Origin of the sequence: Mesorhizobium sp. B1-1-5 (assembly GCF_006443065.1) — a bacterium.
Taxonomy (GTDB): Bacteria; Pseudomonadota; Alphaproteobacteria; order Rhizobiales; family Rhizobiaceae; genus Mesorhizobium.
In genome coordinates, this window is the sequence record NZ_VFWS01000165.1 from 1 (window position 1) to 8,913 (window position 8,913).

An 8,913-nucleotide genomic window follows, 5' to 3' on the forward strand; every position below is an offset into this window, starting at 1 on the left:
TTCAAGCACGCTCGTTTCTCGCTGAAGACCTGGACCGGCCAGGAAACCGAGCTCGGCACGTTGAAGACCTACACCGAGACCCGCTTCAATTTCCAAAACTCGGGGAACACCGACACTACACCTTTCGTCAATGCCCCCGGCAGCAGCACCTCGCTGAACTTTGCCTGGATCCAGCTTGGCGGCCTGCGCGTCGGTAAGGACGAATCGGCTTTCGATACGTTCGTCGGCTACGCCGGCAACGTCATCCAAGATACGCTGATCCCCTATGGCGGCTTCGACACCAATGTCGTGCAGTACTACTTCGACGCCGGCAACGGCTTCTCGGCGGTGGTCTCGCTCGAAGAAGGCGCGGGTGCCGGCACTCTCAGGGATCCTCTCGGCGTTGGTCTTGGTGCAGCCGCCAACTATGGCGCATATTACGGCGCTGGCGCGATCGACTCCTATGTGCCGCACATCGTCGGCGGCGTGAAGTGGACGCAGGGCTGGGGCGCGATCACCGGCGTCATCGCCTATGACAGCAACTACGAGGAAGTGTCCGGCAAGGTCCGCTTGGACGTGAACGTCAACGACGCCCTCTCGCTGTTCCTCATGGCCGGCTATGGCACTGACGACAACCTCAACGACCGCACCTACTTGCACTATGCAGGCGGTCGCGGCTTCTACAAGCCGTGGGGCGGGAACTGGGCTGTGTGGGGCGGCGGTACCTACAAGTTCAGCGAGAAGGCCTCGTTCAACATCCAGGCCTCGGCTGACGATTGGAAGAACGTCGGCGTCGCCGCGAACGTCGCTTACACCGTTGTCCCGGGCCTCACGGTCACGGCCGAAGTCGACTACCTCCATGGGGGCCGGTTCGGCGATGCTGGTCCGGAGAACTTCACCTTCACCGGTGGCACCAAGAAGAACGTCGTCGGCGGCATCCTCCGCTTCCAGCGCGACTTCTAAGGCCAGATATTTCTGCGATACAAAGAAACCCGGCGGGCAACTGCCGGGTTTTTCTTTTCTGGTTTGATGCATGTCGAGGTTCCAAACCGCGGGGCAGTTTGGGTGTTGCATCAGCAATGTCGAAGGCGCCGTTTGGCATTCCACACCGTTGCAATGCAGCGTCAGTGAAGAGCTTCAACTCCGGCGGAACGCCCCTCAGACCTGCGCGACATCTCTTCGCTTGGGACCAGATCGAACACTCCCCGCCCCGTTTGCCAACTGCCGACGTCGAGGCATGAGCGGGAAGGTGCCAATCTCATCAATTTCGAGGAAATGCCCGGTCGGCACCGCAGCTGCTTCTATGGCACTGCACAGGGATTTTGACCGACCCACCGCGTCGTCATTCCAGGGCGGAGCAGGAGCGAAGCTCCGTCGCGAAGACCCTGGAATCCTGTTACTTTCGCCAAAGGAGTGCAACGGAGCAGAATTCTGCACCGCAGCAACGCTTCCAAGTCACGGAATGGATTCTATGGTCTGCGCGCGTCGCTTCGCTCCTTGCTCCGCCCTGGAATGACGACGTTGGGGCGGCTTCAACCAATCCCCGGCGACTTCACGGAAATGAATGGAAAATCTTGCACCAACGGCAACCTTTCAAAATCCCTGTGTCGGGGAACTAGAGAACGCAGGATGAAGCGGCGGGAACGACCATCACCGATCCAGCATTGCGTGGCAGGTTTCTGGACCAGTCAGACCGGCATTGACCGATGCCGCCAGTGTTTCCGCATCGAGCAACCGGCACGCCGCAGCCGTTCCAGTGGCCGAAATCAAACCTCGGCGAGGTCGCCTAGTGCTTCGATCAACGGTTTGATCTCGCCCTCAAAATTCTTCCAGCGCTTGACGGAGGATTTGTAGATCGGCTGACGAACCTGCCAGCGGCTGGGGGTGGTAACGGCCCCTTCCCTGTCGAAGAAGCGAAGACATGCGTCATCCCAAGGCAGGCCGAGGTAGTCTATGAGCCGGCGCGACTGCGCCTCCTGGTCCTCGACAAGCGTCTCATAGCGATTCTCGAAGATACGGCCTGGGAAAACCTCGTTCCAGTGACGCATCAAGCGGTCGTACTCGCGATAGTATAGGCCTAGCGCCTGCAGGTCCGTGTTGTAGCTGTGCGCCGCGCTGAACGGCAGGACATAGCACGATACGCAGTTATCGATTGCGTCGCGGCGACAGTGAATGATGCGCGCCTTGGGAAAGAGCAGCGTGAGAAGGCCAATCAATTCGAAATTGTGCGGCATCTTATCCACGATGCGCTGCGCCGTCGGGGCGCGCTCCCGCAGATAGGTAAGGTGCTCTTCAGCCAACGTCCTGGACAAGCCTTCGGTGATCGTCTGGATCGGCTTGTTGAAATCCGGGACAGAGGGTTGCAGGCCGATTGCATTCGCAACCCGCCTCAGTTTGCTAAGCTCTCCGGCGCCATGAACCTCAGGATGGCTGGCGCAGATCTGTTCGGTAAGCGTCGTTCCCGAGCGTGGCATGCCCACCACGAATACGGGCGCTTCGGAAGTATTGCCGTAACCAGACCTTGCGGCAAACAGCTCCGGCGTGAAGGTTTCAATCGTCAGGTCTACGAAGCGACGGTACCGATCGATGTCGAATTTGTAACCTTCCGCTTGCTTCGCCTTCTTGAAGTGGTCGAAGGCTTCCGCATAGCGCTTGAGGTCGTTCTCCACCTTACCGGCGGCGTAGTTGAGGCTGGCTCTGGCCTCCGGCTTAAGCCCCGGACTGTTCAGCTCGCGAAGGATCGCCTGGAGTTCGGCGGGCTCCTCAATGAACTTTCGGGTTTGCACAAGGTCGTAGTAGGCGGCCGCCGCGTCGATGCGGCGTTCGATCGCCTCTTTGAGATAGGAAGCGGCCTCATCCATGCGCCCAAGGCCGGTGAGCGCGGCCGCTATTCCGATCCGCGCCTTGGGATGGTCGCGGTTGATCTTCAGCGCCTTCTCGTAGAGCGGCAAAGCCAGGTCGGGTTTGTCGAACTGGGTGTAGACGCGCCCCAGGGCGCAAAGCGCCTCTATGAGATCGGGCTGCACTTCCAAGGCATACTGAATATGGTCGATCGCCGCCGAATATTCACTCAGCTTGCCATAGGCCTCGCCGAGGCTGAGATGGTAGTAAGGGTTCTTAGGCTCCTCAGCGATCGCGCGTCCGAAATAGCGCAGCGCCGCCTCGTCGTCGTAGCCGAGGCACACGGTGCCCATGATGTAGAGAGCCAGCGGATGGTTCGGCGTTCGAGCCAGCACCTGGAAGCATAGATCCTGCGCTTCATCGAGTCGTTTGGCTTGTTGACACTCATAGGCTCTCGCCAGCAAAGCGTCGTCGGCCTGCGAGCGGGCGAGCGAATTTGCCTTGTGAAGGCTCGGCTGTGGCGGACTTGCCTGGGGCCATCTGGGTTTCGGCGCAGGGCCAGATTTCAAGTGTTTGGACCAGGCGGGCGGCAGACGATTGTTCATGGTGTCTGCTAGCAAAAAGCGCGGGTGGAATCCAGTCCAAGCTCGACGCGGAGCCGATGCTTTCAGTGATGTTTGCGTCCTTCACCCACGCTGGCAAGAACCCGTTCAGCGGTTTCAATCCAGCTTGCGCCCAATCAACCATCACGTTAGCAAGAACACCATTTCCACGCGAGCCTGTGCCATGCTTCGTCGCCCCTCCCTCACGCCGATCATCGGCGCGCTTCCGACCACGGTGCCGTTCGTCGGCCCGGAGGCGCAGGAGCGCGAGCGCGGGCGGCCGTTCCGCGCCCGCATCGGCGCCAATGAAAGCAGTTTCGGGCCTTCGCCGCGCGTCATCGCCCGCATGGAGAGCGCCGCCCGAGACCAATGGATGTATTGTGATCCCGACAATTACGAATTGAAGGTGGCGGCCGCCGCGCATCACGGCGTGGCGATCGAAAACGTGGTCGTGGGCGAAGGCATCGACGGCCTGCTCGGCCTGGTGGCGCGCATGTATGTCGGCCCTGGCGATGCGGTAGTCACCTCGCTCGGCGCCTACCCCACCTTCAATTTCCATATCGCCGGCGTCGGCGGTCGCCTGGTGACGGTGCCCTATGCCAATGACAAGGAAGACCTGGACGGTCTTCTCGCCAAGGTCGCGAGCGAAAAGGCGCCGCTGGTCTATCTTTCCAACCCCGACAATCCGATGGGAAGCTGGTGGGAGGCGCCGGATGTCGTGCGCTTCATCGAAGCGCTGCCGGAAACCACCATGCTGGTGCTCGACGAGGCCTATGGCGAGCTGGGACCGGCCTCGGCGCTGCCGGCGATCGATGTCGCGCGGCCGAACGTCATCCGCATGCGCACCTTCTCCAAGGCTTACGGCCTGGCCGGCATACGCTGCGGCTACGCCGTGGCGGAGGCAGAGGTGATCCGCGACTTCGAGAAGATCCGCAACCATTACGGCGTCAGCCGCATGGCGCAGGTCGCCGGCCTCGAGGCGCTTGCCGACCAGGATTATCTGCGCGCGGTGGTGGCGCGCGTTGCGGCGGGCCGTGAGCGCATTTCGGCCGTCGCCAGGCAGAACGGCCTGAAACCGTTGCCGTCGGCGACCAATTTCGTCACCATCGACTGCGGCCGCGACGGCGCCTTCGCGCTGAAGGTGATGCAGAACCTTTTGTCGCGCGACGTGTTCATCCGCAAGCCGATGGCGCCACGGCTCGACCGCTGCATCAGGGTCAGCGTCGGGCTCGACCATGAGCTCGATATCTTCGCCGAGGAGTTGCCGGGCGCCCTGGCGGCGGCGCGAGGGAACCAGGATGTGTTGATATTCAGGTGATACCAGCCTGCAAATGCTGGTTTTCTACGCTTCCGGTGCTCACGAACCCGAATGTCCGCTCCGCTCCGGCCTTCGCCGGCCAAAGCCCTCATAAGTGTCTCGGCTCTATGAAGGCTACGGCCGGCGTAGGCCGGTTCTCGAAAGCCACCATTTTCGGCTTGGCCTGACCTGAATCTCAACACACCCTAGCCCAAGTCCCCGTTGCCTTTGCCCTTTGCTGTGCCAGATTCCGCCAGGTGCAACGCGGAGCACAGGCAATGCAAGGCGAGCATAGAGCCGTTCGGGCGCGTATTTCCGGCATGGTGCAAGGCGTCAGCTACCGCGTCTGGACGCGCGCAGAAGCGATGCGTCTCGGGCTGACGGGTTGGGTGCGCAATGAGCGTGACGGCTCGGTCACCGCACTGATTGCCGGCGGAGGTGCCGCTGTCACGGCGATGATCGAACGCCTGTGGCAAGGGCCGCGGGGCGCGCTCGTCTCGAATGTCGAGGTCGAGGAGGCGGCCGAAGAGGCGCCCTTGGATTTCAAGATCATCGTCTAGCGTCACTGCACAGGGATTTTGACCGGCCGGCTCTGTTTGCGTTGGTAGCATGCGTTGGAGATTGGCCGAAATGCCCATCGCGATCGTCATTCCAGGGCGGAGCAGGAGCGAAGCTCCGTCGCGAAGACCCTGGAATCCATGCCGTTACTTTCGCCAAGGCGTGCAACGGAGCAGAATTCTGCACCGTGGCGGCGCTTCCAAGTCGCGGAATGGATTCTATGGTCTGCGCCGCGTCGCTTCGCTCCTTGCTCCGCCATAGAATGACGAGGTTGGGGCGGCTTCAACTAATCCCCGGCGTTTGCGCTGATTTCACGGAAATGAATGGAAAAACTTTCACCGAGGCAAACGGCAACCTTCGAAATCGCTTATCGGGGAACTAGTCTCATTTCATCTCCGCAAAGCCGGGGCGGGCAACGAGCGTATGAGCCTCTTGAATTAATTGAACGTTCGTTTTATTATTCCTGCCAGAGGCAAACATGGCACGCACCACAGGTTCCGACGGAGAGAAAACCGAAGCGGCCCTCCGCGAGGCGGCGGTCAGCCTGATCGCGCGCCTCGGCTACGAGGCGATGTCGATGCGGCAGCTGGCGGCCGAGGTCGGCGTGCAGGCGGCAGCGCTCTATCGGTATTTCCCGACCAAGGAAGATCTGCTTTTCACCTTGATGCGAGAGCATATGGAAGGTCTGCTCAAGGCTTGGGAAGCGGCGCGACCGGCGAGCGTCGATCCGGTCACCCGGCTCGCCGCCTATGTCGAGAACCACATCGCGTTCCACATCGAGCGGCGCCACGCCACCCATGTCTCCAATATGGAGTTGCGCAGCCTGTCGCATGAAAGGCTGACTTATATCCTCAAGATACGCACGACCTATGAAAAGGAACTGCGCACGATCCTGCGCGACGGCACTGAGGCCGGCGCTTTCGAGATCGACGATACAGGCCTGACCGCCATGGCGCTGATCCAGATGATGACCGGCGTCATCGTCTGGTTCCGGCCAGGCGAGCGGCTGTCGATCGCCGAAGTCACCACGACATATCTTTCGATGACAATGCGGCTGGTCGGCGCGACAATCAGCCATGGCACCGCGCGTCCCTCAGGGCGCGCCAGGGACGCCGTGGCACTCTGATACGGCGCGATCTCCGCGAAGACCGGCGCAGGGAGGAACGGCATGTACACGAATACGCTCAGCTTCGGACTTGATCCCGACATCGAGGCGCTGCGCGATACGGTGCGGCGCTTCGCCCAGGACAGGATCGCGCCGATCGCGGCGGAGATCGACCGCTCCAACGAATTTCCCGCGCATCTTTGGGGCGAGCTCGGCGCGCTCGGCCTGCTCGGCATCACCGCCGATCCGGACTTCGGCGGCAGCGGCATGGGCTATCTCGCGCATGTCGTGGCCATGGAGGAGATTTCGCGTGCGTCCGCCTCGGTCGGCCTCTCCTACGGCGCGCATTCCAACCTCTGCGTCAACCAGATCAACCGCTGGGCCACCCCGGCACAGAAGGAGAAGTACCTGCCTGCCCTTTGCTCGGGCGAGACGGTCGGCGCGCTGGCGATGTCGGAACCAGGCGCCGGCTCGGACGTGGTGTCGCTCCGGCTGCGCGCCGAAAAGCGCAACGACCGCTACGTGCTCAACGGCTCGAAAATGTGGATCACCAACGGCCCGGACGCCGGGACGATGGTGGTCTATGCCAAGACCGATCCGGAACGCCATGCGCGCGGCATCACCGCACTCATCGTCGAGAAGACGATGGCCGGCTTTTCGGTGGCGCAAAAACTCGACAAGCTCGGCATGCGCGGCTCCAACACCGGCGAGCTCGTCTTCGAGGATGTCGAGGTGCCGTTCGAGAACGTGCTGCATGAGGAAGGGCGCGGCGTCGAGGTGCTGATGTCGGGGCTCGACTACGAGCGCACGGTGCTGTCCGGGGGCCCGATCGGGCTGATGGCGGCCTGCCTCGACATCGCTGTGCCCTACGTGCATGAGCGCAAGCAGTTCGGCCAGCCGATCGGCACCTTTCAGCTGGTGCAGGGCAAGCTCGCCGACATGTACTCGACGATGAACGCCGCGCGGGCCTACGTCTACGCGGTGGCGGCCGCCTGTGACCGCGGCGAGACTTCGCGAAAAGACGCCGCCGGTTGCGTGCTGTTCGCCGCCGAGAAAGCGACGCAGATGGCGCTAGATGCCATCCAGCTGCTCGGCGGCAACGGCTATATCAACGACTATCCGACGGGACGGCTGCTGCGCGACGCCAAGCTCTACGAGATCGGCGCCGGCACCAGCGAGATCCGCCGCTGGCTGATCGGGCGCGAGATCATGTCGGAGGGGGCGTGAGCTTTTAAAATGCCAAGGCTGCCATTGGATCTCGAACGAATTGTGGGCGCGATTGTCACTTCGATTTTGCTCCCGGCATTCGTCGCGACAGCGCATTCCGGCACGCCGTTGTTCAAGGATGCGGATGCGCTGCGAACCGAAGTGATCTCGCGGTTGAAGACTGACAGTCGTGTCAAAGCGGTTGCTCCCGACCCTATCGATCCAGCTCGTCTGCATGTAACGACAGTGCTGTCAGGTAAGGATCAGAATCTCGAGGTCGACGTCACCAACTTGTTGGGTCGCCTTCGCGAACTACCCTCCGAGGATATCGAGTCCGAAATCCAGCGATTCTTGAACGTTCTGGTCTTTGTCGACACCAACACAGGCTTCGACGCTGATCACTTGATAGCAAACATTCGCCCTCGCGAGCATCTCGACGCCTTCAAAGGCGGCGCGGTGTCCGAAAAGGATCCAGTCTATGAGGATCTCGCTGGTGACGTTGTCGTCCTCTACCAGATCGACGATGAAGATTCCCTTCGCAGCGTGCCCAAGTCTGATGTCGGAGGACGTTCCCTCGCACAACTTCGCCAACTTGCTCTCGCAAACATCGATAGGCAGATGTCCAAGGTCAGACAGGAGAGAATTCGCGAAGGGATATCCATCTTCAGAGTCGAAGGTGACGAAGCGATCTCGCCCGCCCTTCTCCTGACTGACAAATTCTGGACCCTGCTCGAACCCCAATTCCCCGAGGGCGTCGTCATAGCCATTCCGCGACGCGACGCGATTATTGTGTTCGACAAGCGTTTGCCGAGGGCGGTGCAGATAGCCCACGTATTGATCGCCAATGTTTTTCAAAGCGAACCCGACCTTCTGTCTGAATATATCTTCGAGCGGCGAAACGGCACGCTGCAAATCGTGGCAGAGCAATAGGAATCGACCGTGGCCACACTGCAAACCCAGATCTCCCCCTCCTCCGACACCTTCCGCGCCAATGCGGAGCGCATGCGCGCACTGGTCGCCGACATCGCCGAGAAGGCTGCAAGCGTCGAGCGCGGCGGCTCGGACGAAGCCCGCGAACGCCACGTCTCACGCGGCAAGCTGTTGCCGCGCGAGCGGCTGGCGCAACTGCTCGACACCGGCTCGCCCTTCCTCGAGGTCGGGCAGTTCGCGGCATGGTCGATGTATGGCGAGGATATTCCGTCGGCCGGCATCATCACCGGCGTCGGCCGCATCGAGGGCGCCGAAGTCATGGTCGTCGTCAACGACGCCACGGTGAAGGGCGGCACCTATTATCCGCTGACGGTGAAGAAGCATCTCAGGGCGCA

Annotated in this window: 8 protein-coding genes; 7 read left to right on the plus strand and 1 reads right to left on the minus strand. The window is 61.4% G+C overall.

The window, feature by feature from the left end; all coding sequences use genetic code 11:
• The coding region (locus tag FJ980_RS27910) for a porin (protein WP_140546880.1) at positions 1–942 on the plus strand (942 nt) is incomplete at its 5' end.
• 803 nt (positions 943–1,745) lie between these two features.
• Here FJ980_RS27910 and FJ980_RS27915 read toward each other — a convergent pair.
• Entirely contained in the window at positions 1,746–3,425 is a 1,680-nt protein-coding gene (locus tag FJ980_RS27915) for a sulfotransferase (RefSeq protein WP_140546881.1), read from the minus strand.
• Between the two features lie 181 nt (positions 3,426–3,606).
• Here FJ980_RS27915 and FJ980_RS27920 point away from each other — a divergent pair, with 181 nt between their 5' ends.
• The 6 genes from FJ980_RS27920 to FJ980_RS27945 all read left to right on the plus strand — a co-directional run.
• Positions 3,607–4,740: a pyridoxal phosphate-dependent aminotransferase gene (locus FJ980_RS27920; protein WP_140546882.1), complete on the plus strand. Its 1,134-nt coding sequence runs from the start codon at positions 3,607–3,609 to the stop codon at positions 4,738–4,740.
• Between the two features lie 257 nt (positions 4,741–4,997).
• Positions 4,998–5,279 carry an acylphosphatase gene (locus tag FJ980_RS27925; protein ID WP_140546883.1) on the plus strand — a complete coding sequence of 94 codons (282 nt, stop codon included), beginning with the start codon at positions 4,998–5,000 and terminating at the stop codon, positions 5,277–5,279.
• Between the two features lie 476 nt (positions 5,280–5,755).
• Positions 5,756–6,403 carry a TetR/AcrR family transcriptional regulator gene (locus FJ980_RS27930; RefSeq protein ID WP_140546884.1) on the plus strand — a complete coding sequence of 216 codons (648 nt, stop codon included), beginning with the start codon at positions 5,756–5,758 and terminating at the stop codon, positions 6,401–6,403.
• A gap of 42 nt (positions 6,404–6,445) precedes the next feature.
• Positions 6,446–7,609 (plus strand): isovaleryl-CoA dehydrogenase, encoded by a 1,164-nt coding sequence (locus tag FJ980_RS27935; protein WP_140546885.1) that lies wholly within the window; start codon positions 6,446–6,448, stop codon positions 7,607–7,609.
• A 9-nt stretch (positions 7,610–7,618) separates the two neighbouring features.
• Positions 7,619–8,518, plus strand: coding sequence for a hypothetical protein (locus FJ980_RS27940; protein WP_140546886.1), 900 nt, complete (start codon positions 7,619–7,621; stop codon positions 8,516–8,518).
• Between the two features lie 9 nt (positions 8,519–8,527).
• A partial coding sequence (locus FJ980_RS27945; RefSeq protein WP_281406342.1) for a carboxyl transferase domain-containing protein occupies positions 8,528–8,913 on the plus strand: 386 nt, incomplete at its 3' end.

Coding starts and splice junctions, on each gene's coding strand:
- FJ980_RS27930 (WP_140546884.1), top strand. CDS start 5,756: ATGGCACGCACCACAGGTTCCGACGGAGAGAAAACCGAAGCGGCCCTC.
- FJ980_RS27925 (WP_140546883.1), top strand. CDS start 4,998: ATGCAAGGCGAGCATAGAGCCGTTCGGGCGCGTATTTCCGGCATGGTG.
- FJ980_RS27940 (WP_140546886.1), top strand. CDS start 7,619: ATGCCAAGGCTGCCATTGGATCTCGAACGAATTGTGGGCGCGATTGTC.
- FJ980_RS27935 (WP_140546885.1), top strand. CDS start 6,446: ATGTACACGAATACGCTCAGCTTCGGACTTGATCCCGACATCGAGGCG.
- FJ980_RS27920 (WP_140546882.1), top strand. CDS start 3,607: ATGCTTCGTCGCCCCTCCCTCACGCCGATCATCGGCGCGCTTCCGACC.
- FJ980_RS27915 (WP_140546881.1), bottom strand. CDS start 3,425: ATGAACAATCGTCTGCCGCCCGCCTGGTCCAAACACTTGAAATCTGGC.